The organism is Streptococcus mitis (assembly GCF_946188375.1).
In the GTDB taxonomy this organism is placed as follows: domain Bacteria; phylum Bacillota; class Bacilli; order Lactobacillales; family Streptococcaceae; genus Streptococcus; species Streptococcus mitis_CX.
The window spans coordinates 64,479-88,365 of sequence record NZ_CAMHUS010000001.1; the positions used below are offsets into that span (position 1 = coordinate 64,479).

Genomic DNA, 23,887 nt, shown 5'->3' on the forward strand with positions numbered 1-23,887 from the left:
GAGGAAATGAAGATGGAAAAACTAGTTGCCTATAAACGTATGCCTTTGTGGACTAAAGAAACCATGCCAGAGGCTGTTCAGCAGAAACACAATACCAAGGTTGGGACTTGGGGGAAAATTACTGTTTTGAAGGGAACTCTCAAGTTTATTGAATTGACAGAATATGGTGAGGTTTTAGCTGAGCACCTCTTTGAAGCAGGGGCTGAGAATCCCATGGCACAACCACAAGCCTGGCACCGAGTTGAGGCTGTAACAGATGATGTAGAATGGTATTTAGAATTTTATTGTAAACCTGAGGATTATTTCCCTAAGAAATACAATACCAATCCGGTTCATTCAGAGGTACTAGAGGCAATGCAGACAGTAAAACCAGGAAAAGCCTTGGATTTGGGCTGTGGTCAGGGCCGTAACTCTCTCTTTCTTGCACAGAATGGTTTTGATGTTACAGCTGTGGATCAAAATGAATTGGCCCTTGAAATCTTACAAAGCATTGTGGAGCAGGAAGATTTGGACATGCCTGTTGGTCTTTACGATATCAATTCAGCCAGTATTGGGCAAGAATATGATTTTATCGTTTCAACAGTTGTTCTCATGTTTCTACAAGCGGACCGCATTCCTGCAATTATCAAAAATATGCAGGAGAAAACCACTGTTGGTGGTTATAATCTTATCGTTTGTGCTATGGATACGGAAGATTACCCTTGCTCTGTGAACTTCCCATTTACCTTTAAAGAAGGGGAATTGGCAGACTATTACAAGGACTGGGAATTGGTTAAGTACAATGAAAATCCAGGCCATTTGCACCGTCGCGATGAGACTGGCAATCGTATTCAACTACGCTTTGCGACCATGCTAGCTAAAAAAATCAAATAAACATGAATGAAGATTAGGAAATTTCCTGATCTTTTTTCTTTTTTTACGAATAATATAGAAAAGGAGAGAAATCATGTTTGTTGCGAGAGATGCTAGGGGAGAATTGGTAAATGTGTTAGAGGATAAACTTGAGAAGCAAGCATACACCTGCCCAGCTTGTGGAGGTCAGCTCTGTTTGCGTCAAGGACCAAGTGTCCGGACCCATTTTGCCCACAAAACCTTAAAAGACTGTGATTTTTCCTCTGAAAATGAAAGTCCAGAACACCTGGCAAATAAGGAATCCCTTTATCACTGGTTGAAAAAAGAGACAGAGGTTCAATTAGAATACCCGCTTCCAGAACTTAAACAGATTGCGGATGTTTTTGTAAATGGGACTCTAGCTCTAGAAGTTCAGTGTAGTCCCTTGTCTCAAAAACTTCTTAAAGAGCGTAGTGAGGGCTATCGTAGTGAGGGTTACCAAGTACTGTGGTTGCTGGGGGAAAAACTGTGGCTCAAGGAGCGGTTGACTCGTCTGCAACAAGGTTTTCTCTATTTCAGTCAAAACATGGGCTTTTATGTTTGGGAATTAGACAGTGAAAAACAAGTTTTAAGACTCAAATACCTGATTCACCAGGATCTTCGAGGTAAACTCCATTATCAAATCAAGGAATTTCCCTATGGTCACGGTGGTCTACTGGAGATATTACGTCTTCCCTATAAGAAACAAAAAATATCTAGTTTTAGTGTTTCTCAGGATAAAGACATCTGTCGTTATATCCGGCAACAACTCTATTATCAAAATCCCATTTGGATGAAAGAACAAGCAGAAGCCTATAAAAAGGGAGAAAATCTCCTGACTTATGGACTAAAAGAATGGTATCCACAAATTCGACCTCTAGTAGGTGAGTTTTGCCAAATTGAGCAAGATTTGACTCGCTATTATCAGTATTTTCAAACCTATTACCAAGAAAATTCTCAAAATGGTTGGCAAAAGCTCTATCCACCAGCCTTTTATCAGCAATATTTCTTGAAAAATATGGTAGAATAGAAAGGATGGAGGAATCTAATGGTATTACAAAGACATGAAATAAATGAAAAAGATACATGGGATCTATCAACGATCTACCCAACTGACCAGGCTTGGGAAGAAGCCTTAAAAGATTTAACAGAACAATTGGAGACAGTAGCCCAGTATGAAGGCCATCTCCTGGATAGTGCGGATAGCCTACTCGAAATTACTGAATTTTCTCTTGAAATGGAACGCCAAATGGAAAAGCTTTACGTTTATGCTCATATGAAGAATGACCAAGACACACGTGAAGCCAAGTACCAAGAGTACTATGCCAAGGCCATGACTCTCTATAGCCAGCTAGACCAAGCCTTTTCATTCTATGAACCTGAATTTATGGAAATCAGTGAAAAGCAGTATGCTGACTTTTTAGAAGCTCAGCCAAAATTGCAGGTTTATCAACACTATTTTGACAAGTTATTGCAAGGCAAGGACCACGTTCTTTCACAACGCGAAGAAGAGCTATTGGCTGGAGCTGGAGAAATCTTTGGTTCGGCAAGTGAAACCTTCGCTATCTTGGACAATGCGGATATTGTTTTCCCTTATGTTCTTGACGATGATGGTAAGGAAGTTCAGCTATCTCATGGAACTTACACACGTTTGATGGAGTCTAAAAATCGTGAGGTGCGTCGTGGTGCTTATCAAGCTCTTTATGCGACTTATCAACAATTCCAACATACCTATGCCAAAACCTTGCAAACCAATGTTAAGGTTCAAAACTACCGTGCCAAAGTTCGCAACTACAAGAGTGCTCGTCATGCAGCCCTAGCGGCTAATTTTGTTCCAGAAAGTGTTTATGACAATTTGGTAGCAGCAGTTCGCAAGCATTTGCCACTCTTGCATCGTTACCTTGAACTTCGTTCAAAAATCTTGGGGATTTCAGACCTTAAGATGTACGATGTCTACACACCGCTTTCATCTGTTGAATATAGTTTTACCTACAAAGAAGCCTTGAAAAAGGCAGAAGATGCCTTGGCAGTCTTGGGTGAGGATTACTTGAGCCGTGTTAAACGTGCCTTCAGTGATCGTTGGATTGATGTTTACGAAAATCAAGGCAAGCGTTCAGGGGCTTACTCTGGTGGTTCTTACGATACAAATGCCTTTATGCTTCTTAACTGGCAGGACAATCTAGACAATCTCTTTACTCTTGTTCATGAAACAGGTCATAGTATGCATTCAAGCTATACTCGTGAAACGCAGCCTTATGTTTACGGAGATTATTCTATCTTCTTGGCTGAGATTGCCTCAACGACCAATGAAAATATCTTGACGGAGAAATTATTGGAAGAAGTGGAAGATGATGCAACGCGCTTTGCTATTCTCAATAACTTCCTAGATGGTTTCCGTGGGACAGTTTTCCGTCAAACTCAATTTGCCGAGTTTGAACACGCTATCCACCAAGCGGACCAAAATGGTGAAGTCTTGACAAGTGATTTCCTAAATAAACTCTACGCAGACTTGAACCAAGAGTATTATGGTTTGAGTAAGGAAGACAATCCTGAAATCCAATACGAGTGGGCTCGCATTCCACACTTCTACTATAACTACTATGTATACCAATATTCAACTGGCTTTGCAGCAGCCTCAGCCTTGGCTGAAAAGATTGTCCATGGTAATCAAGAAGACCGTGACCGCTATATCGACTATCTCAAGGCAGGTAAGTCTGACTATCCACTTAATGTCATGAGAAAAGCTGGAGTTGATATGGAGAAGGAAGACTACCTCAACGATGCCTTTGCAGTCTTTGAACGTCGTTTAAATGAGTTTGAAGCACTTGTTGAAAAATTGGGAATGGCATAAGATGGTTGAATCATATAGTAAGAATGCCAACCATAACATGCGTCGTCCTGTTGTCAAGGAAGAAATTGTGGACTTGATGCGTCAGCGTCAAAAGCAAGTCACAGGTTCCTTGAAAGAATTGGAAGACTTTGCCCGCAAGGAAAATATTCCCATTATTCCCCATGAAACGGTTGCTTATTTCCGTTTTCTCATGGAAACCATGCAACCTAAAAACATTCTGGAAATTGGGACGGCTATCGGTTTTTCAGCTCTTTTAATGGCGAAACATGCTCCAAAGGCCAAGATTACAACCATTGACCGCAATCCAGAGATGATTGGATTTGCCAAGGAAAATTTCGCCCAGTTTGACAGTCGCAAGCAAATTACGCTCTTAGAAGGAGATGCGGTAGATGTCTTATCTACCTTGACAGAGTCCTATGATTTTGTCTTTATGGATTCAGCCAAGTCTAAATATATCGTCTTTCTGCCAGAAATCCTCAAACATTTGGACGTTGGAGGTGTGGTTGTCTTGGATGATATTTTCCAAGGTGGTGATGTTGCTAAGGATATTATGGAAGTCCGTCGTGGTCAGCGAACTATTTACAGAGGACTTCAAAGACTATTTGATGCAACCTTAGACAATCCAGGACTCACCGCAACACTAGTACCTCTGGGAGATGGCATTCTCATGCTTCGTAAAAATGTAGCAGATGTTCAATTGCCTGACAGCGAATGATTTTCAGAAAAATTTAAGAAAATATAGTAAAATAGATAGGGTAACACTTATCTCAAAGGAGTAGACATGAAGAAAAAACTATTGGCAGGTGCCATTACACTATTATCAGTAGCAACTTTAGCAGCTTGTTCGAAAGGTTCAGAAGGGGCAGATCTTATCAGCATGAAAGGGGATGTCATCACAGAACATCAATTTTATGAGCAAGTGAAAAGCAATCCTTCAGCTCAACAAGTATTGTTGAACATGACCATCCAAAAAGTATTTGAGAAGCAATATGGCTCAGAAGTAGATGACAAAGAAGTCAACGATACTATTGCCGAAGAAGAGAAACAATATGGTGAGAACTACCAACGTGTCTTATCGCAAGCAGGAATGACTCTTGAAACACGTAAAGCTCAAATTCGTACAAGTAAATTGGTTGAGTTGGCAGTTAAGAAAGCAGCAGAAGCTGAATTGACAGATGATGCTTACAAGAAGGCCTTTGACGAATACACTCCTGATGTGACTGCTCAAATTATCCGTTTGGACAATGAAGACAAAGCTAAAGAAATTCTTGAAAAAGCTAAAGCTAGTGATGCAGACTTTGCTCAATTAGCCAAAGATAATTCAACAGATGAGAAAACTAAAGCGAATGGTGGAGAAATCACTTTTGATTCTGCTTCAACAGAAGTACCAGAACAAGTTAAAAAAGCTGCTTTTGCTTTAGATGTAAACGGTGTTTCTGATGTGATTAGCGTTACTGGAACACAAGCCTACAGCAGTCAATATTACATTGTTAAACTGATTAAGAAAACAGAAAAATCATCTAATATCGATGACTATAAAGAAAAATTAAAAACTGTTATCTTAACTCAAAAACAAAACGACGCATCATTTGTTCAAAGTATTATCGGAAAAGAATTGCAAGCAGCCAATATCAAGGTTAAAGACCAGGCCTTCCAAAATATCTTCACTCAATACATCGGTGGTGGAGATTCAAGCTCAAGCAGTTCTTCAAAAGAATAAAACAGAAAAGAGCCAAGTGCTCTTTTTCTTATGAGAAAATCTTCTATCTTAAGGGTAAGAGTTTTTTTCTTTCGGAAAAAATGGTATAATAGCAATCAAAACTAGAAAATAAACGGAATTTGGGAATAATTTCTTTTGTTCTCATTAGATTGGTGATACTATGAAGATTAGTAAGAGGCACCTATTAAACTATTCTATTCTAGTTCCTTACTTACTTTTATCTATTTTGGGCTTGATTGTAGTTTATTCTACAACCAGTGCCATTCTTATCGAAGAAGGTAAAAGTGCCCTCCAATTGGTTCGAAGTCAGGGAATGTTTTGGATACTTAGTTTAATATTGATTGCCTTGATATATAAGCTGAAACTGAATTTTTTAAGAAAAGAACGACTCTTATTTATTGTTATGTTTGTTGAGCTGATTCTTTTGGCTCTGGCTCGGATAATTGGTACGCCAGTCAATGGAGCCTATGGTTGGATTTCAGTAGGACCGTTGACCATTCAGCCAGCTGAGTATTTGAAGATTATCATCGTCTGGTATTTGGCCCAACGTTTTTCAAAACAACAGGATGAAATTGCTATTTACGATTTTCAAGTTTTAACTCAAAATCAATGGATTCCTCGTGCTTTTAATGATTGGCGCTTTGTCCTACTAGTAATGATAGGAAGTTTGGCTATTTTCCCAGATTTGGGGAATGCTACTATCCTAGCTCTGGTCGCCTTGATTATGTATACAGTTAGTGGGATTGCTCATCGTTGGTTTATAGCCTTTATCGGTGTATTGTTTGGAGTTTCAGCCCTATCTCTATCAGCTATTTCTGTAATTGGGGTTGATAAGTTTTCAAAAGTTCCAGTATTTGGTTACGTGGCCAAGCGTTTCAGTGCCTACTTTAATCCCTTTGCTGATTTGGCAGGAGCTGGTCACCAACTTGCAAATTCCTACTTTGCTATGGTAAATGGTGGATGGTTTGGTTTAGGCTTAGGAAATTCAATCGAAAAACGTGGTTATTTACCAGAGGCCCATACAGACTTTGTATTTTCAATTGTCATTGAAGAGTTTGGATTTGTGGGAGCCAGTTTGATTTTGGCACTTGTCTTTTTCCTGATTTTGCGAATTATCCTAGTAGGAATTCGTGCTAAGAATCCCTTTAATTCTATGATGGCGATTGGGGTTGGGGGGATGATGTTGGTACAGGTCTTTGTCAATATCGGTGGAATTTCTGGTATTATTCCCTCGACAGGAGTAACCTTCCCCTTCTTATCGCAAGGAGGGAACAGTCTCCTAGTCTTGTCTGTAGCCATCGCCTTTGTCTTAAATATTGATGCAAGTGAAAAACGTGCCCAATTATATGAGGAGTTAGAAGCTCACTCATCAAACTATATGTAGAGCTGAGAGTGGAAAGGATTACCTATGTCTCTTCAAAAATTAGAAAACTATAGTAATAAAGCTGTCGTGCAAGAAGAAGTATTGATTTTAACAGAATTGTTAGAAGATATCACTAAAAACATGCTTGCCCCAGAGACTTTTGAAAAAATCATGCAGTTGAAAGAATTGTCAACTCAAGAAGATTATCAAGGTTTGAACCAATTGGTTACGAGTCTGTCAAATGATGAAATGGCTTATATTTCACGCTATTTCTCTATCTTGCCTCTTTTGATTAATATTTCAGAAGACGTGGATTTGGCCTATGAAATTAACCATCAAAATAATATCGATCAAGATTATCTTGGTAAATTATCAGCAACGATCAAAATGGTTGCAGAAAAAGAAAATGCGGTTGAAATTCTAGAACACTTGAATGTTGTCCCTGTTTTGACAGCCCATCCAACACAAGTGCAACGTAAGAGTATGTTGGATTTGACTAACCATATCCATACCCTTTTGCGTAAGTACCGTGATGTGAAATTAGGTTTGATTAATAAGGAAAAATGGCATAATGATCTCCGTCGTTACATTGAGATTATCATGCAGACAGATATGATTCGTGAAAAGAAATTGAAAGTGACCAATGAAATCACGAATGTTATGGAATACTACAATAGTTCATTCCTGAAGGCAGTTCCTCATTTGACTGCTGAGTACAAGCGTCTGGCTAAAAAACACGGCTTGGAGTTGAAACATCCTAAACCAATTACCATGGGAATGTGGATTGGTGGAGACCGTGATGGGAATCCTTTTGTTACAGCAGATACCTTGAAACAATCTGCTATGACCCAGTGTGAAGTCATCATGAATTACTATGATGAAAAGATTTACCAACTTTATCGTGAATTCTCTCTCTCAACTAGTATCGTCAATGTAAGCAAGCAAGTTAGAGAAATGGCTCGTCAATCCAAGGATAACTCGATTTATCGTGAAAAAGAGCTGTATCGTCGTGCCTTGTTTGATATTCAATCAAAAATCCAAGCAACAAAAGCTTATCTGATTGAAGATAAGGAAGTTGGGGCTCGCTATGAAACAGCTAATGATTTTTATAAGGATTTAATTACCATTCGTGATTCCCTCTTGGAAAACAAGGGTGAAGCACTAATTTCTGGTGATTTTGTTGAGTTGATTCAGGCAGTTGAAATTTTTGGTTTCTATTTGGCATCTATTGATATGCGTCAAGATTCAAGTGTTCATGAGGCCTGTGTAGCAGAACTTTTGAAATCAGCAGGAATTCATTCTCGTTATAGCGAACTAAGTGAAGAAGAAAAATGCCAGCTTCTCTTGAAAGAATTAGAAGAAGATCCACGTATTCTTTCTGCTACTCATGTTGAAAAATCAGAGTTACTTGAAAAAGAATTGGCCATCTTTAAGGCTGCTCGTAATTTAAAAGATAAGTTGGGTGATGATGTCATTCGTCAGACTATCATTTCACATGCAACCAGCGTATCAGACATGTTGGAATTGGCTATCTTGCTAAAAGAAGTAGGGTTAGTTGATAAAGAAAGAGCCCGTGTCCAAATCGTTCCTCTCTTTGAGACAATTGAGGACTTGGATCACTCAGAAGAAACTATGAGAGAATACCTTTCTCTTCCTCTTGCTAAGAAATGGATTGCTTCGCGCAATAACTACCAAGAAATCATGCTTGGCTACTCTGATAGTAATAAAGATGGTGGTTACCTTTCATCATGTTGGACTCTCTACAAGGCTCAACAACAATTGACTGCTATCGGAGATGAATTTGGCGTGAAGGTTACCTTCTTCCATGGCCGCGGTGGTACTGTTGGTCGTGGTGGTGGACCAACCTATGAAGCCATCACCTCTCAACCGCTTAAGTCTATCAAGGACCGTATCCGTTTGACGGAGCAGGGTGAAGTAATTGGCAATAAATACGGTAATAAAGACGCTGCCTACTATAACCTTGAAATGCTAGTATCTGCAGCCATTAACCGTATGATTACGCAGAAGAAGAGCGATACCAATACATCCAATCGTTATGAAGCTATTATGGATCAGGTAGTGGACCGCAGTTATGATATCTACCGTGATTTAGTCTTTGGTAATGACCATTTCTATGATTATTTCTTTGAGTCAAGTCCAATCAAGGCTATTTCAAGCTTTAATATTGGTTCTCGTCCAGCTGCTCGTAAGACGATTACTGAAATTGGTGGATTGCGTGCTATCCCTTGGGTCTTCTCATGGTCACAAAGCCGTGTCATGTTCCCTGGCTGGTATGGGGTTGGATCAAGTTTCAAAGAATTTATCGATAAGAATCCAGAAAATATCGCTATTCTACGAGATATGTACCAAAATTGGCCTTTCTTCCAATCACTTCTTTCAAATGTTGACATGGTCTTGTCAAAATCAAATATGAATATTGCTTTTGAGTATGCCAAACTTTGCGAAGATGATCAAGTAAAAGCAATTTATGAGACTATTTTAAATGAGTGGCAAGTTACCAAGGAAGTCATCTTAGCTATTGAAGGTTACGATGAACTCTTGGCTGAAAATCCATATCTAAAAGCAAGTTTGGATTACCGTATGCCTTACTTTAATATCCTCAACTATATCCAGTTGGAGTTGATTAAACGTCAACGCCGAGGAGAATTATCAAGCGATCAAGAAAAATTAATCCATACAACCATCAACGGAATTGCAACAGGATTGCGTAATTCAGGCTGATGCCTATCAAACTTCCTCTTTTCTATAGGGGAAGTTTTTGAATCTTTCAAAAAAATGCTAAAAGAGTCTTGACAAGTAGTTGAAAAATGATATAATTTAACCATTCAGAAAAGTAATCATAATAAACTTTTTAGAGAGTCTGTGGTAGCTGAAAACAGATAAGTGTGATGATGAAAATTGGGCTGAATGGTATTTAGAATTTGAAATCATAAAAATTCGGTGAGCACACCTTACAGTGCATCTCGTTATTGCGAGACAGAGCGATAGGGAAATTCCCTATAATTGAGGTGGTACCGCGCATCGACGTCCTCACACAAGTTTTTTGTGTGAGGACTTTTTTGATGGAGGTTAGTATGGAAAGAAAACGATGGCGTAGCTTGTTGAGATAAGTGAAGTATTTTAAAGGAATAAAAGGAGAAATAGAATGAAAAATAAACGTTTAATTGGAATTATCGCTGCATTAGCAGTCTTAGTAGCAGGAAGCTTGATTTACTCTTCAATGAATAAACCAGAAGCTAAAAATGAAAAGAAAGTTGCCAAAGTTGGTGTCCTTCAATTTGTGAGCCATCCATCTCTTGATTTGATTTATAAAGGGATTCAAGATGGACTGGCAGAAGAAGGCTATAAAGATGATCAGTTGAAAATTGACTTTATGAACTCAGAAGGTGACCAAAGTAAGGTTGCGACAATGAGCAAACAGTTGGTTGCAAATGGGAATGACCTTGTGGTTGGTATTGCTACACCAGCTGCTCAAGGTTTGGCAAGCGCCACAAAAGACCTACCTGTTATCATGGCTGCTATTACAGACCCAATCGGTGCTAACTTGGTTAAAGATTTGAAAAAACCAGGTGGCAACATTACAGGGGTATCTGACCACAATCCAGCTCAACAACAAGTTGAACTCATCAAAGCTCTCACACCAAATGTGAAAACAATCGGAGCTCTTTACTCAAGCAGCGAAGACAATTCAAAAACTCAAGTCGAAGAATTTAAGGCTTATGCTGAAAAAGCAGGTTTGACAGTCGAAACATTTGCTGTTCCTTCAACAAATGAAATTGCTTCAACAGTTAACGTTATGACTAGCAAGGTCGATGCTATCTGGGTTCCAATTGATAACACTATTGCTTCAGCCTTCTCAACTGTTGTTTCAAGTAATCAATCCGCTAAAAAACCAATTTACCCAAGTGCAACTGCAATGGTAGAAGCTGGTGGTTTAGCATCCGTTGTAGTTGACCAACATGACCTTGGTGTGGCAACAGGTAAAATGATTGCGCAAGTTTTGAAAGGTGCTAAACCAGCTGATACTCCAGTCAATGTGTTTTCAACTGGTAAGTCAGTAATTAACAAAAAATTGGCACAAGAGCTAGGTATTACGATTCCTGAATCTGTTCTTAAAGAAGCAGGACAAGTGATTGAATAATCTGTAATGGAGGAGTTGGGGACATCTCCTCCAATTTTTTACAATAGAAATCATATAGAAAAGGTTAAGAAACAGATGATATTATCTATTATTTCTCAAGGATTTGTCTGGGCTATTTTAGGTCTGGGGATCTTTATGACATTTAGGATTTTGAACTTTCCAGATATGACAACAGAAGGTTCCTTCCCTCTTGGGGGAGCTGTTGCTGTCACTTTGATAACCAAAGGAGTGAACCCATTTTTAGCGACTCTTGTTGCTGTAGGAGCAGGTTGTTTGGCTGGAATGGCAGCAGGACTTCTTTATACAAAAGGGAAGATCCCAACCTTGCTCTCAGGGATTTTGGTGATGACTTCCTGTCACTCTATCATGCTCTTGATTATGGGACGTGCGAATTTAGGCCTGCTTGGAACCAAGCAAATTCAGGATGTTTTGCCTTTTGATTCGGATTTGAATCAACTCTTGACAGGTCTTATCTTTGTCAGTCTTGTTATTGCTCTCATGCTCTTTTTCTTGGACACTAAACTCGGACAAGCCTATATTGCTACAGGTGACAATCCTGATATGGCTAGAAGTTTCGGGATTCATACTGGACGCATGGAGCTTATGGGCTTGGTTTTATCAAATGGTGTGATTGCCCTTGCAGGAGCTCTCATTGCCCAGCAAGAAGGCTATGCTGATGTATCTCGAGGAATTGGAGTTATCGTTGTGGGGCTTGCAAGTTTGATAATTGGAGAAGTTATTTTCAAGAGTTTGAGCTTGGCAGAGCGTCTGGTTGCCATCGTTGTGGGTTCTATCGCCTATCAATTCTTAGTGTGGGCAGTTATCGCTCTTGGCTTTAATACAAGTTACCTTCGTTTATACAGTGCCTTGATTTTAGCAGTCTGCCTCATGATTCCAACATTTAAGCAAACAATCTTGAAAGGAGCCAAGTTAAGTAAATGACAGCAATTGTAGAATTAAAAAATGCAACCAAAGTCGTTAAAAATGGCTTTGATGAAGAAAAGATTATTTTAAATGATGTTTCCTTAGAAATTTTTGAACAGGATTTCATCACGATTTTAGGTGGAAATGGTGCTGGGAAATCAACCCTTTTTAACACTATTGCAGGAACCTTGTCATTAACCAGTGGAACCATCCGTATTTTAGGTGACGATGTTACCAAGTTTTCACCAGAGAAGCGGGCTAAGTATCTGTCTCGTGTCTTCCAAGATCCAAAGATGGGGACAGCTCCTCGTATGACGGTCGCTGAAAATCTTTTGATTGCCAAGTTTCGTGGTGAAAAGCGTGGACTGTTACCACGACGCTTGACTAGTTATAAGGATGAATTTCAGGCTACCATTGAAAAAGTAGGAAATGGTCTTGAGAAACACTTGAATACACCGATTGAGTTCTTATCAGGTGGACAAAGACAGGCCTTGAGTCTCTTGATGGCAACCTTGAAGCGTCCTGAATTACTCTTGTTAGACGAGCATACTGCAGCCCTTGATCCAAAGACAAGTGTCGCCTTGATGGAATTGACGGATGAATTTGTCAAGAAAGACCAGCTGACAGCCCTTATGATTACCCACCATATGGAAGATGCTCTCAAATATGGCAATCGCTTGATTGTCATGAAAGAAGGACGAATTATCCAAGATTTGAACCAAGAAGAAAAAGCAAAAATGAAAATCTCTGATTATTATCAACTCTTTGAATAAAGTAGGGAAAATGAGTGAAATGGTTTACTTTTTTTCTGAAATAAAGTATACTATATAAAGTAAACTATGATAACATGGAGGTATTGTGTATGGTTGACAAACAAGTCATTGAAGAAATCAAAAACAATGCCAACATTGTGGAAGTCATAGGAGATGTGATTTCTTTACAAAAGGCAGGACGGAACTATCTAGGGCTCTGTCCTTTTCATGGTGAAAAAACACCTTCTTTCAACGTTGTTGAGGATAAGCAGTTTTACCACTGTTTTGGTTGTGGTCGCTCAGGTGATGTCTTTAAATTCATCGAGGAGTATCAAGGAGTTCCCTTTATGGAGGCTGTCCAAATCTTAGGTCAGCGTGTCGGGATAGAGGTGGAAAAACCGCTTTATAGTGAACAGAAGCCAGCTTCACCCCACCAAGCTCTTTATGATATGCACGAAGATGCTGCCAAATTTTATCATGCTATTCTCATGACAACGACCATGGGGGAGGAGGCCAGAAACTACCTTTATCAGCGTGGTTTGACAGATGAAGTGCTTAAACATTTTCGGATTGGTTTGGCACCTCCAGAACGCAACTATCTGTATCAACGTTTGTCTGGCCAGTATCGTGAAGAGGATTTTTTGGATTCGGGACTGTTTTATCTATCGGAGGCTAATCAATTTGTAGATACCTTTCACAATCGGATTATGTTTCCTCTGACAAATGACCAGGGAAAGGTCATTGCCTTCTCAGGTCGTATCTGGCAGAAAACGGATTCACAAACTTCTAAGTATAAAAATAGCCGATCGACTGCAATTTTTAACAAAAGTTACGAATTATATCATATGGATAGGGCAAAAAAATCTTCTGGTAAAACCAGTGAGATTTACCTGATGGAAGGGTTCATGGATGTCATTGCAGCCTATCGGGCTGGAATCGAAAATGCTGTCGCATCTATGGGAACAGCCTTGAGTCGTGAGCATGTTGAGCATCTGAAAAGGCTAACCAAGAAGTTGGTTCTTGTTTACGATGGCGATAAGGCTGGGCAAGCTGCGACATTGAAAGCGCTGGACGAAATTGGTGATATGCCTGTGCAGATCGTCAGCATGCCTGATAACTTGGATCCAGATGAGTATCTACAAAAAAATGGATCAGAAGACTTGGCCTATCTGTTAATGAAAACTCGTATTAGTCCGATTGAGTTCTACATTCATCAGTATAAGCCTGAAAATAGTGAAAATCTGCAGGCTCAGATTGAGTTTATTGAAAAAATAGCTCCCCTGATTATTCAAGAAAAGTCTATCACTGCTCAAAACAGCTATATACATATTTTAGCTGACAGTCTGGCATCCTTTGATTATGCCCAGATTGAGCAGATTGTTAATGAGAGTCGTCAGGCGCAAAGGCAGAATCGTATGGAAGGAATTTCCAGACCGACGCCAATCACCATGCCTGTCACCAAGCAGTTATCGGCTATTATGAGGGCGGAAGCCCATCTACTTTATCGAATGGTGGAATCCCCCCTTATTTTGAACGATTACCGCTTGCGAGAAGACTTTGCATTTGACACACTTGAATTTCAGGTCTTATATGACTTGCTTGGTCAGTATGGCAATCTTCCTCCAGAAGTTCTAGCAGAACAGACAGAGGAAGTTGAAAGAGCTTGGTACCAAGTCTTAGCTCAGGATTTACCTGCTGAGATGTCTCCGCAGGAACTAAGTGAAGTAGAAATGACTCGAAACAAGGCTCTCTTGAATCAGGACAATATGAGAATCAAAAAGAAGGTGCAGGAAGCTAGCCATGTAGGAGATACCGACACAGCCCTAGAAGAATTGGAACGTTTAATTTCCCAAAAGAGAAGAATGGAGTAATAATGGCAACAAAACAAAAAGAAGTAACAACATTTGATGTACAAGTAGCAGAATTTATCCGTAATCATAAACAAAAAGGGACAGCAACTGATGATGAAATCAATGCTAGTCTGGTGATTCCTTTTACCTTGGATGCTGATGGGATTGAAGATCTCTTGCAACGGATTCAAGATGCAGGAATTTCTATCACAGATAACGAAGGAAATCCAAGTGCGCGTGTTCTTAGTGCAGAAGAAGAGCCAGAACTCAGCGATGAGGACTTGATTGGGTCGACTTCGGCTAAGGTCAACGACCCTGTCCGTATGTACTTGAAAGAAATCGGAGTCGTTCCTCTCTTGACCAATGAAGAGGAAAAAGAGTTAGCACTGGCTGTTGAAGCGGGTGACATCGAAGCTAAACAACGCCTTGCGGAAGCCAACCTTCGTTTGGTTGTTTCTATTGCCAAACGCTATGTCGGCCGTGGTATGCAGTTCCTTGACTTGATTCAAGAAGGGAACATGGGCTTGATGAAGGCGGTTGACAAGTTTGACTATTCTAAAGGGTTCAAGTTCTCAACTTATGCAACTTGGTGGATTCGTCAGGCTATCACTCGTGCTATTGCGGATCAAGCTCGTACTATTCGTATCCCAGTCCACATGGTTGAAACGATTAACAAGCTTGTTCGTGAACAACGTAATCTCCTTCAAGAATTGGGACAAGATCCAACACCAGAACAGATTGCTGAACGAATGGATATGACACCTGATAAGGTTCGTGAAATCTTGAAGATTGCCCAAGAACCGGTATCCCTTGAAACTCCTATCGGTGAAGAGGATGATAGCCACCTTGGGGACTTTATCGAAGATGAAGTGATTGAAAATCCAGTGGATTATACAACTCGTATCGTCTTGCGTGAGCAGTTGGATGAGGTCTTAGATACTCTTACAGACCGTGAAGAAAATGTTTTGCGTCTACGTTTTGGATTAGATGATGGAAAAATGCGTACCCTTGAAGATGTGGGTAAAGTCTTTAACGTGACTCGCGAGCGTATCCGTCAGATTGAAGCTAAAGCTTTGAGAAAACTACGCCAACCAAGTCGCAGCAAACCGCTTCGTGATTTTATTGAAGACTAAGAGTGAGGATGAATATGGCTTATACAGAAGAGCAAATTGAAAACATCAAAACACGAATTTTATCAGCCTTGGAAGAAGTTATTGACCCTGAGTTGGGAATCGATATTGTCAATCTTGGTTTGATCTATGAGATTCGTTTTGACGGCGACACAGGGCAAACAGAGATTGATATGACGTTGACAACCATGGGTTGTCCCCTGGCAGACCTTTTGACGGATCAGATTTATGATGCCATGACAGAGGTGCCAGAAGTAACGGATACTGAGGTTAAATTAGTTTGGTATCCAGCCTGGACTGTTGAAAAAATGAGTCGCTATGCACGCATTGCCCTAGGCATTAAGTAAACAAATAAAAGCATGTGAGAGATTATTGGAAAAGCGAGGAAATTTCCTCTTCTTTTCCTCTAGTCTCTCCTTTCTTTTGCTGATTTTATTCAAAGAAAATGATATAATAGTAGCTATGGAAAAAAAGAAATTACGCATCAATATGTTGAGTTCAAGTGAGAAAGTAGCAGGACAAGGAGTTTCAGGTGCCTACCGTGAATTAGTTCGTCTTCTTCACCGTGATGCCAAGGACCAATTGATTGTTACAGAAAATCTTCCAATCGAGGCAGATGTGACTCACTTTCATACAATTGATTTCCCCTATTATTTATCAACATTCCAAAAGAAACGCTCAGGAAGGAAAATTGGCTATGTACATTTCTTGCCTGATACACTTGAGGGGAGTTTGAAAATTCCATTTTTCTTAAAGGGAATTGTGAAACGCTATGTATTTTCTTTTTACAACCGGATGGAGCACTTGGTTGTGGTCAATCCTATGTTTATCGAGGATTTGGTGGCAGCTGGTATTCCACGTGAAAAAGTGACCTATATTCCTAACTTTGTCAACAAGGAAAAATGGCATCCTCTTCCACAGGAAGAGGTAGCGAGACTGCGTACAGAGCTAGGTCTTAGTGACAATCAGTTTATCGTAGTAGGTGCTGGTCAAGTTCAGAAACGCAAAGGGATTGATGATTTTATCCGTCTGGCTGAGGAATTGCCTCAGATTACCTTTATCTGGGCCGGTGGTTTCTCTTTTGGTGGCATGACAGATGGTTATGAGCGCTACAAGAAAATTATGGAGAATCCCCCTAAAAATTTGATTTTTCCAGGTATTGTGCCACCCGAACGGATGCGCGAATTGTATGCCCTAGCGGACCTTTTCTTGTTGCCTAGTTACAATGAACTCTTTCCTATGACTATCCTAGAAGCTGCTAGTTGTGAAGCTCCTATTATGTTGCGTGATTTGGATCTTTATAAGGTGATTTTGGAGGGAAATTATCGGGCGACAGCAGATAGAGAAGAGATGAAAGAAGCTATTCTGGAATATCAAGCAAATCCTGCTGCCTTAAAAGACCTCAAAGAAAAGGCTAAGAATATTTCTAGAGAGTATTCTGAAGAGCATCTGTTACAAATCTGGTTGGATTTTTATGAGAAACAAGCCGCTTTAGGGAGAAAGTAAAAAGTGAGGTAATCTATGCGAATTGGTTTATTTACAGATACCTATTTTCCTCAGGTTTCAGGTGTTGCGACCAGTATTCGAACCTTGAAAACCGAACTTGAAAAGCAGGGACATGCTGTTTTTATCTTTACGACGACAGATAAGGATGTCAATCGTTATGAAGATTGGCAAATTATCCGCATTCCAAGTGTTCCTTTCTTTGCTTTTAAGGATCGCCGCTTTGCCTACCGAGGTTTTAGCAAGGCGCTTGAAATTGCCAAGCAGTATCAGCTAGACATTATCCATACTCAGACAGAATTTTCTCTTGGCTTGTTGGGGATTTGGATTGCGCGTGAATTGAAGATTCCAGTCATCCATACCTATCACACCCAGTATGAAGACTATGTGCATTATATTGCCAAGGGTTTGCTGATTCGTCCTAGTATGGTCAAGTATCTGGTCAGAGGTTTCCTGCATGATGTGGATGGAGTCATTTGCCCGAGCGAGATTGTCCGAGACTTGCTATCTGACTATAAGGTTAAGGTTGAAAAACGAGTCATTCCAACTGGGATTGAATTAGCTAAGTTTGAGCGTCCGGAAATCAAGAAGGAAAATTTGAAAGAACTACGTAGTAAATTAGGGATTCAAGATGATGAACAGATGTTGCTGAGTCTTTCCAGAATTTCCTATGAAAAAAATATTCAAGCAGTTTTAGCAGCTTTTGCAGAAGTTCTGAAAGAAGAAAACAAGGTCAAACTGGTGGTAGCTGGGGATGGTCCTTATCTGGATGACCTCAAAGAGCAAGCCCAGAAACTAGAGATTCAAGACTCTGTTGTCTTTACAGGGATGATTGCTCCTAGTGAGACAGCTCTTTACTATAAGGCGGCGGATTTCTTCATCTCGGCATCGACAAGTGAAACGCAAGGCTTGACCTACTTGGAAAGCTTAGCCAGTGGAACACCTGTCATTGCACATGGAAATCCTTATCTGGACAATCTTATCAGTGATAAAATGTTTGGAACCTTGTATTACGGTGAACATGATTTGGCTGGAGCTATTCTGGAGGCCCTGATTGCAACGCCAGATATGGATGAGCATACCTTATCAGAGAAATTATATGAGATTTCAGCTGAGAATTTTGGAAAACGGGTGCATGAGTTTTATCTTGATGCTATTATTTCAAATAATTTCCAGAAAGATTTAGCCAAAGATGATACGGTCAGCCAGCGTATCTTTAAGACAGTTTTGTATTTACCGCAACAGGTGGTTGCTGTGCCTGTAAAAGGCTCTAGACGAATGCTGAGGGCTTCAAAAACACAGTTAATCAGCATCAGAGATTATTGGAGAGACCATGAAGAATAGAAAGAGGAATAGCTATGAAAAAACAATTGATGAGAAGTGGTAGTGATCAAAAAATTGCTGGAGTATGTGCTGGGGTCGCAAATTATTTTGATATGGATCCTACTATTGTTCGTGTAATATGGGGTGTTCTTGCATTTTGTTATGGGGCAGGAATTGTAGCTTATATCATTTTATGGATTATTGCACCAGTATCAAGTGACTATTGAAAACTAGCTAAATTCATGCTAAGATAATAGAAAATAGAATGTAACGAAGGAGAGAAAAATGGCATTTGGAGATAATGGAAAACGTAAAAAAACGATGTTTGAGAAATTAACCTTGCTTATCGTACTTATCATGTTAGTAGCAAGTATTTTGGGTATTTTTGCAACTGCAATTGGTGCCCTCAGTAATCTATAAAATAGATTCAAGAAAATTTTGTGACTGGGATTTCCCAGCCCTTTTTTAAAGTGAGAAGAAAAAAATGAGTATGTTTTTAGATACAGCCAAGATCAAGGTCAAGGCTGGTAATGGTGGCGATGGTATGGTTGCCTTTCGCCGTGAAAAATATGTCCCTAATGGCGGTCCTTGGGGTGGTGACGGTGGTCGTGGAGGTAATGTAGTCTTCGTTGTAGACGAAGGTCTACGTACTCTCATGGATTTCCGCTATAATCGCCATTTCAAGGCTGATTCTGGTGAGAAAGGAATGACCAAAGGGATGCATGGTCGTGGTGCTGAGGACCTTAGAGTTCGAGTGCCACAAGGTACGACTGTGCGTGATGCTGAGACAGGCAAGGTCTTGACAGATTTGATTGAACACGGTCAAGAATTTATCGTTGCCCACGGTGGTCGTGGTGGACGTGGAAATATCCGCTTTGCAACACCAAAAAATCCTGCACCGGAAATCTCTGAAAATGGAGAACCAGGTCAGGAACGTGAGTTACAATTGGAATTAAAAATCTTGGCAGATGTTGGTTTAGTAGGCTTCCCCTCTGTTGGGAAATCAACACTTTTAAGTGTTATCACCTCAGCTAAGCCTAAAATTGGTGCCTACCACTTTACGACAATTGTGCCAAATCTAGGAATGGTTCGTACCCAATCAGGTGAATCCTTTGCAGTAGCTGATCTACCAGGTTTGATTGAAGGAGCTAGTCAGGGAGTCGGTCTGGGAACTCAGTTCCTCCGTCACATCGAGCGTACCCGTGTCATCCTTCACATCATTGATATGTCAGCTAGTGAAGGGCGTGATCCATATGAGGATTATCTTGCTATCAATAAAGAGCTAGAGTCATACAATCTCCGTTTGATGGAGCGTCCACAGATTATCGTAGCCAATAAGATGGATATGCCTGAGAGTCAAGAAAATCTTAAAGAATTCAAGAAAAAATTGGCTGAAAACTACGATGAATTTGAAGAGTTACCAGCTATTTTCCCAATTTCTGGATTGACCAAGCAAGGTTTGGCTACGCTTTTGGATGCTACAGCTGAATTGCTAGACAAGACACCAGAATTCTTGCTCTACGACGAGTCAGATATGGAAGAAGAAGCCTACTATGGATTTGATGAGGAAGAAAAAGCCTTTGAAATTAGTCGTGATGACGATGCAACATGGGTACTTTCTGGTGAAAAACTCATGAAACTCTTTAATATGACCAACTTTGATCGTGACGAATCAGTCATGAAATTTGCTCGCCAGCTTCGTGGTATGGGGGTTGATGAAGCCCTTCGTGCGCGTGGTGCTAAAGATGGGGATTTGGTCCGCATTGGTAAATTTGAGTTTGAATTTGTAGACTAGGAGACTGATATGGGAGATAAACCGATATCTTTCCGAGATGCGGATGGTAATTTCGTTTCTGCCGCAGATGTTTGGAATGAAAAGAAATTGGAAGAACTATTTAATCGTCTCAATCCAAATCGTGCCCTGAGATTAGCACGAACTAAAAAAGAAAATCCATCTCAGTAAAGAATATAAGAAAATTCCGTGCCACATCAGACACGGAATTTTCTTATTCTTCAAAGAAAAATGGTGGAGCGAATTTTTTCAGTTCTTCAAAGCATCTTTGAGCAGCTTCTGCATCTTCGCAGATGACAAGGCAGACATCATCACCACAGAGAGTAGCGATAGCGTCAGAGAAACTTAATGCATCAATGATAGAACCAAAGGATTGCGCAAGTCCAGGAAGGGTTTTAAGGAGGACTTGGTGTTGAACGGGACGCATCAAGACAAGAGCATCTTCCATGTAGATTTCGAGACGTTTCTCCCATTTTGAGATAGAGCCTGTATTGAGCACGTAGTAAGAGTTGTCTTCTTCACGTACTTTTGAGAGGTTCATACTTTTAATATCTCTCGAAAGTGTAGCTTGTGTAACTTGAATATCATTATCGGCAAGAAGAGCTTGTAGCTCAGCTTGAGTATGAATCTTGTTTTTCGTTACAAGAGCTCGTATGAGTTGGTGTCGGTGTTCAGATTTATTCATAAAATGTTACTCCTTGTACTGGGTACAGAAAGCGTGGACGGAACGAAATCGTCAGTCGGGTGGTAAGCGGTATTGTCACGTATGATGATTTCAAAGTCAGTAGTATAGGACTAAATGGAGAAAATCCCACTCTTTTAACTTGTCACTAGTTGAGTGTAGATGAATTGGGTATCTATCCGTTTATCTACATTGGTGTCCTCTACTAACAGTAAATCATTCAATTAGGGTAGCCTTTTGTCACGACTTATTGTGAATTTATGATTAATGTTAATTCACAAAGATTTTTCAACATGTGGTGTGGTAGCGAGTATTATTAATGAGTACACATGTTGGTTAGGGTTTTAGTATCTTTTGTCAAAGCTTCCGTGTAGACCTATCATAAGCCTATATCGGGATTGCATTTGATACCAAGTTTATGTTTGTTTCAACTGTTTAAGTGGAAATCTTCCATATTGAAAGTCTGATATCATACCTTTTGACAAGGTAAGAGAAGTGTAGACTGTTCAAGATCGACAGTCAGGTGGTAGTCAGTATTGTCACGGATGGTGATTTCAAAGTCAGTAGTATAGAGGACTAAACGAAGAGTATCTCCTTCTTTTAACTTGTAAATAGTTGGTTGCAGTTCAAACTGGATATCCATCCATTCATCTGCCTTAATATCCTCTACTAACAGTAAATCATTTCTATTTTGCAAATTGAGGTAGCCTTTTGTCACGACGCGATGTGCATTTTCACGAAAAGGCAATTCGTTAAGATTTTCCAACATGTGGTAGCGACCGTTGTCAATGGTTCTAGCACTTAAAACAGCTGGATAAGGTTGTAGGTATTTCTTTTGTCCATGTTCCAGTAGTTGGGCTGATAAGAGACCCTTGTTTGTACTGGATTTGATACGAAGATTGAGTTGAGCTCGACCGTTCAAGTGAATGTCTTTAGTTACAGGAAGGTCAATAGTAATCTGATTGACTTTCCCTTGATAAAGTTCTGTATTGAAGGTCTGGTATGTCTTACCATAACGCTCAAAATCTTTATCTGAGTACTGGTTTTGAATAACTTGCTCTTCTTGACCAAGTGAGAAGGTTTCAAACTTCTCTTGCTCACAGAAGGTATCAAGTGGTAACCAAGTCTGAGGAGCGGTATTATCCTGCCAGATAACAGTTGGAAGTTGGAAATCTGTATCTTCTCCCAGTAATTTCTTAGTCAATAAGGCGTTCATGGATTCACGGAAGTCAATGGACTGCCAATTGTTCATGTACACATGGGCGCCATTGTGGAAAAAGAGATGCTTATTTATATGAGTAGGAAGCGCATGGAACATCTGGTAAACATGAAGCGGTTTGACATTCCAATCCTGAGAACCGTGGGTAAAGACAACCTCTGCTTTTACTTTGTCAGCATTGAGCAGATAGTTGCGGTCATGCCAAAACTGATTGTAGTCGCCAGATTTTCGGTCTAATTGTTCTTTTACTTTTTCTAAGTCAGCTTGGTGAGCCTCATTGCCACGGATATAGTCGCCAGCTAAGAGATTACGAGAATAGGTTAACTCAGCAAGGGAATCAAAGTCCTCACCTGGATAACCACCTGGGCTAGTTACCAGACCGTTTTCACGGTAGTAGTTGTACCATGAAGAAATACCTGCTTCAGCAATGATAACTTCTAAACCATCGACACCTGTAGTCGATAGACCATTGGACATGGTTCCTAAATAGGAAAGTCCCGTTGTGGCTACTTTTCCATTTGACCAATCTGCCTTGACTTGACGCTGGCGCGTGTGGTCGGTAAAGGCGCGGCAACGACCATTGAGCCAATCGATGACATTTTTATAAGCCTCGACTTGCTGGTAGTCTCCATTAGTCATGAAACCTGTGGAGTCTTTGGTCCCAACACCTGAAACATATAGATTAGCAAAACCTCGTGGAAGGAAGTAGTCGTTGAGAGTATAGCTAGCATTGATGTGCGTTAGCTTTTCCTCAGCTTCTGACACAAGCTCAGCTTGGCCATGAGGTTGGACGAGATTTAGTTGAGGTTCTTCTAGCTCAATCTTGTGAGCAGGTTTGACCTCAAGGTCACCCTCCATCTTGTAGAGAGCCTTATCGCTTGCCTTGTCATTGGTTCCCTGATGATAAGGACTGGCCGTCATGATAGCAGGGATTTGTCCCTCATAACGAGGACGAATAATGCTGACCTTAACTAGGTCTGGAAGCCCTTTGTGGTCAGTATCGACACGAGACTCAACGTAAACGACTTCTCGAATCACATCATGGCTAGAAAAAGTAGCCAAACTCTTGCCGTTAAAGTAGTGGTAGTCATTATCCTCAGGAATAAGACCGTCGCTAACAAGTTGGTCGATAAGAGTATTTCCCTTTTTGGTGCGAGTATTAAGTAACTGATAGAGATTTTCAATCAAGTCACCATACCCAATAGGAAAACCAGTCTCTTTACGAAAAATATCACTGTCTTCGAAGTCAACAAAATAAGAAAAGCCTAAAAGTTGAAAGGCCACAGTGTAGAAAATATCCGCAGTCAACTCTTTGTCTGACTGAAAAAAAGTCAGTAAGTCAGTTTCTTTATCAACTGCCAAACTGGATAGAGGATAGGCATTATCTTTATAATTAAAAAAGAAACGAATAAGAAACGCTTCAAGCATTTTTTTATTTGTGATGTTGACTGGTAAATCAAATCCATACTTTTTTAATTCAAAGATAATTGTATCTCTAGGTAGCGCTAAATAGCTAAATCGATTAAAACGCATAAAACCTCCAGTAAAATTATACTTTAATTTATTATATCAAAAAAGCAAAAAAAATACCAAGATAAAGTCAAAAACAAAATAGTATATAAATATAAATAATATCAAAAAACGATTAATATATATATATATATAATTATTTCTTTCTTGAACTGATAGCGTTTTTGTGATAAAATATATACTATGTAATTGTAATTCGAAGTTACATAAAAAAAT

At 39.9% G+C, this 23,887-nt stretch carries 21 protein-coding genes and 1 other annotated feature; of the genes, 19 read left to right on the top strand and 2 right to left on the bottom strand.

What is annotated here, in order from left to right:
- Nucleotides 1-12: 12 nt before the first annotated feature.
- The 19 genes from tehB (at nucleotide 13) to N8M16_RS00440 (ending at nucleotide 20,411) form a co-directional block, all read left to right on the top strand.
- Nucleotides 13-873 (top strand): SAM-dependent methyltransferase TehB, encoded by an 861-nt coding sequence (tehB, locus tag N8M16_RS00350; RefSeq protein WP_261069427.1) that lies wholly within the window; start codon nucleotides 13-15, stop codon nucleotides 871-873.
- Nucleotides 874-946: 73 nt separating this feature from the next.
- Complete coding sequence (locus N8M16_RS00355) at nucleotides 947-1,900, top strand: competence protein CoiA (RefSeq protein WP_261069428.1); 954 nt, start codon at nucleotides 947-949, stop codon at nucleotides 1,898-1,900.
- An 18-nt stretch (nucleotides 1,901-1,918) separates the two neighbouring features.
- Complete coding sequence (gene pepF, locus N8M16_RS00360) at nucleotides 1,919-3,721, top strand: oligoendopeptidase F (RefSeq protein ID WP_060628447.1); 1,803 nt, start codon at nucleotides 1,919-1,921, stop codon at nucleotides 3,719-3,721.
- Nucleotide 3,722: 1 nt separating this feature from the next.
- Nucleotides 3,723-4,436: an O-methyltransferase gene (locus N8M16_RS00365; protein ID WP_223330122.1), complete on the top strand. Its 714-nt coding sequence runs from the start codon at nucleotides 3,723-3,725 to the stop codon at nucleotides 4,434-4,436.
- 66 nt (nucleotides 4,437-4,502) lie between these two features.
- A complete protein-coding gene (prsA, locus tag N8M16_RS00370; RefSeq protein WP_004254642.1) occupies nucleotides 4,503-5,441 on the top strand; it encodes a peptidylprolyl isomerase PrsA in 939 nt (312 codons plus the stop codon).
- Between the two features lie 160 nt (nucleotides 5,442-5,601).
- Nucleotides 5,602-6,825, top strand: a complete 1,224-nt coding sequence (ftsW, locus tag N8M16_RS00375) for a cell division peptidoglycan polymerase FtsW (RefSeq protein WP_261069429.1) — start codon at nucleotides 5,602-5,604, stop codon at nucleotides 6,823-6,825.
- A 24-nt stretch (nucleotides 6,826-6,849) separates the two neighbouring features.
- Nucleotides 6,850-9,546 carry a phosphoenolpyruvate carboxylase gene (gene ppc, locus N8M16_RS00380; protein WP_261069430.1) on the top strand — a complete coding sequence of 899 codons (2,697 nt, stop codon included), beginning with the start codon at nucleotides 6,850-6,852 and terminating at the stop codon, nucleotides 9,544-9,546.
- 96 nt (nucleotides 9,547-9,642) lie between these two features.
- Nucleotides 9,643-9,860: a binding site (T-box leader), on the top strand.
- A 110-nt stretch (nucleotides 9,861-9,970) separates the two neighbouring features.
- On the top strand, nucleotides 9,971-10,966 hold the full coding sequence (trpX, locus tag N8M16_RS00385; RefSeq protein WP_004259575.1) for a tryptophan ABC transporter substrate-binding protein: 996 nt from the start codon (nucleotides 9,971-9,973) through the stop codon (nucleotides 10,964-10,966).
- Between the two features lie 75 nt (nucleotides 10,967-11,041).
- Nucleotides 11,042-11,908, top strand: coding sequence for an ABC transporter permease (locus tag N8M16_RS00390; protein WP_084863531.1), 867 nt, complete (start codon nucleotides 11,042-11,044; stop codon nucleotides 11,906-11,908).
- Nucleotides 11,905-12,663: an ABC transporter ATP-binding protein gene (locus N8M16_RS00395; RefSeq protein ID WP_261011721.1), complete on the top strand. Its 759-nt coding sequence runs from the start codon at nucleotides 11,905-11,907 to the stop codon at nucleotides 12,661-12,663. Before N8M16_RS00390 ends, N8M16_RS00395 begins: the two co-directional genes overlap by 4 nt.
- An 89-nt stretch (nucleotides 12,664-12,752) precedes the next feature.
- The gene (gene dnaG, locus N8M16_RS00400; protein WP_261069431.1) at nucleotides 12,753-14,513 is read left to right on the top strand and encodes a DNA primase; all 1,761 of its coding nucleotides are present in this window, start codon (nucleotides 12,753-12,755) and stop codon (nucleotides 14,511-14,513) included.
- A 2-nt stretch (nucleotides 14,514-14,515) separates the two neighbouring features.
- Nucleotides 14,516-15,625 carry an RNA polymerase sigma factor RpoD gene (gene rpoD / locus N8M16_RS00405; RefSeq protein ID WP_004259586.1) on the top strand — a complete coding sequence of 370 codons (1,110 nt, stop codon included), beginning with the start codon at nucleotides 14,516-14,518 and terminating at the stop codon, nucleotides 15,623-15,625.
- A gap of 14 nt (nucleotides 15,626-15,639) precedes the next feature.
- Complete coding sequence (locus tag N8M16_RS00410; RefSeq protein WP_000331925.1) at nucleotides 15,640-15,969, top strand: metal-sulfur cluster assembly factor; 330 nt, start codon at nucleotides 15,640-15,642, stop codon at nucleotides 15,967-15,969.
- A gap of 115 nt (nucleotides 15,970-16,084) precedes the next feature.
- Nucleotides 16,085-17,128 (top strand): alpha-galactosylglucosyldiacylglycerol synthase, encoded by a 1,044-nt coding sequence (gene cpoA / locus N8M16_RS00415; RefSeq protein WP_261069432.1) that lies wholly within the window; start codon nucleotides 16,085-16,087, stop codon nucleotides 17,126-17,128.
- A gap of 15 nt (nucleotides 17,129-17,143) precedes the next feature.
- On the top strand, nucleotides 17,144-18,469 hold the full coding sequence (locus tag N8M16_RS00420) for a glycosyltransferase family 4 protein (RefSeq protein WP_261069433.1): 1,326 nt from the start codon (nucleotides 17,144-17,146) through the stop codon (nucleotides 18,467-18,469).
- Nucleotides 18,470-18,483: 14 nt separating this feature from the next.
- Nucleotides 18,484-18,675: a PspC domain-containing protein gene (locus N8M16_RS00425; protein ID WP_261069434.1), complete on the top strand. Its 192-nt coding sequence runs from the start codon at nucleotides 18,484-18,486 to the stop codon at nucleotides 18,673-18,675.
- 58 nt (nucleotides 18,676-18,733) lie between these two features.
- Nucleotides 18,734-18,868 (top strand): DUF4044 domain-containing protein, encoded by a 135-nt coding sequence (locus N8M16_RS00430; protein WP_000863852.1) that lies wholly within the window; start codon nucleotides 18,734-18,736, stop codon nucleotides 18,866-18,868.
- A 64-nt stretch (nucleotides 18,869-18,932) separates the two neighbouring features.
- Nucleotides 18,933-20,243, top strand: coding sequence for a GTPase ObgE (gene obgE, locus N8M16_RS00435; protein ID WP_004248745.1), 1,311 nt, complete (start codon nucleotides 18,933-18,935; stop codon nucleotides 20,241-20,243).
- A gap of 9 nt (nucleotides 20,244-20,252) precedes the next feature.
- Complete coding sequence (locus tag N8M16_RS00440) at nucleotides 20,253-20,411, top strand: hypothetical protein (protein WP_001808548.1); 159 nt, start codon at nucleotides 20,253-20,255, stop codon at nucleotides 20,409-20,411.
- A gap of 43 nt (nucleotides 20,412-20,454) precedes the next feature.
- On the opposite strand, the gene N8M16_RS00445 is transcribed toward N8M16_RS00440, so the two are convergent.
- Both N8M16_RS00445 and N8M16_RS00450 read right to left on the bottom strand, forming a co-directional pair.
- Nucleotides 20,455-20,925: an arginine repressor gene (locus tag N8M16_RS00445; RefSeq protein WP_020902899.1), complete on the bottom strand. Its 471-nt coding sequence runs from the start codon at nucleotides 20,923-20,925 to the stop codon at nucleotides 20,455-20,457.
- Between the two features lie 466 nt (nucleotides 20,926-21,391).
- Entirely contained in the window at nucleotides 21,392-23,674 is a 2,283-nt protein-coding gene (locus N8M16_RS00450) for a Xaa-Pro dipeptidyl-peptidase (RefSeq protein ID WP_261069435.1), read from the bottom strand.
- Nucleotides 23,675-23,887: the final 213 nt, after the last annotated feature.